2 rRNA genes are annotated in these 1,400 nt (G+C 57.1%); both read right to left on the bottom strand.

The features are described 5' to 3' along the window. Positions 1-8 precede the first annotated feature (8 nt). Positions 9-124, bottom strand: a 5S ribosomal RNA gene (gene rrf, locus LUN51_RS17360). A gap of 109 nt (positions 125-233) precedes the next feature. Next, a 23S ribosomal RNA gene (locus LUN51_RS17355) occupies positions 234-1,400 on the bottom strand; the annotation flags it as partial.

Genomic DNA, 1,400 nt, shown 5'->3' with positions numbered 1-1,400 from the left:
GAAGAAATGCCTGACGATGACCTACTCTCGCATGGGGAAGCCCCACACTACCATCGGCGCTAAGCGGTTTCACTGCTGAGTTCGGCATGGGATCAGGTGGGACACGCTCGCTATGGTCGTCAGGCGAAACGGGTGTCATGGCCCTCAGGGCCACGACGCAATCGGGAATAAGCTGACGCGATCGTCTCACGCGCCTCCGGGATCGGCTCGTCACCAGACCCTTTGGGTGTTATATGGTCAAGCCTCACGGGCCATTAGTACACGTTAGCTCAACGCCTTGCAGCGCTTCCACACCGTGCCTATCAACCAGCTGGTCTCGCTGGGCCCTTCAGGAGGCTCGAGGCCTCGGGGAGATCTCATCTTGAAGGGGGCTTCCCGCTTAGATGCTTTCAGCGGTTATCCCGTCCGCACATAGCTACCCGGCAATGCCACTGGCGTGACAACCGGAACACCAGAGGTGCGTCCACTCCGGTCCTCTCGTACTAGGAGCAGCCCTTCTCAAATCTCCAACGCCCACGGCAGATAGGGACCGAACTGTCTCACGACGTTCTAAACCCAGCTCGCGTACCACTTTAAATGGCGAACAGCCATACCCTTGGGACCGACTTCAGCCCCAGGATGTGATGAGCCGACATCGAGGTGCCAAACACCGCCGTCGATGTGAACTCTTGGGCGGTATCAGCCTGTTATCCCCGGAGTACCTTTTATCCGTTGAGCGATGGCCCTTCCATACAGAACCACCGGATCACTAGAACCTGCTTTCGCACCTGCTCGACGTGTCTGTCTCGCAGTCAAGCACCCTTATGCTCTTGCACTCATTGCACGATTTCCAACCGTGCTGAGGGTACCTTCGTGCTCCTCCGTTACGCTTTGGGAGGAGACCGCCCCAGTCAAACTACCCACCACACACTGTCCTCGACCCGGATAACGGGCCCAAGTTAGAACGCCAATGATGCCAGGCTGGTATTTCAAGGTCGGCTCCCCTGGGACTGGCGTCCCAGGTTCCAAGCCTCCCAGCTATCCTACACAAGCAACATCAGCATCCAGTGTGAAGCTATAGTAAAGGTTCACGGGGTCTTTCCGTCTAGCCGCGGGGACACCGCATCTTCACGGCGATTTCAATTTCACTGAGTCTCGGGTGGAGACAGCGTGGCCATCATTACGCCATTCGTGCAGGTCGGAACTTACCCGACAAGGAATTTCGCTACCTTAGGACCGTTATAGTTACGGCCGCCGTTTACCGGGGCTTCGATCAAGCGCTTCGCCGGAGCTAACGCCATCAATTAACCTTCCGGCACCGGGCAGGCGTCACACCCTATACGTCCGCTTACGCGTTAGCAGAGTGCTGTGTTTTTAATAAACAGTTGCAGCCACCTGGTATCTTCGACCGGCTCGAGCTC

It is taken from the genome of Chromohalobacter canadensis (assembly GCF_029544075.1).
Taxonomy (GTDB): Bacteria; Pseudomonadota; Gammaproteobacteria; order Pseudomonadales; family Halomonadaceae; genus Chromohalobacter; species Chromohalobacter canadensis_A.
Note: the sequence above shows the minus strand (reverse complement) of the source record. Positions and strands in the feature narration are given on the sequence as shown.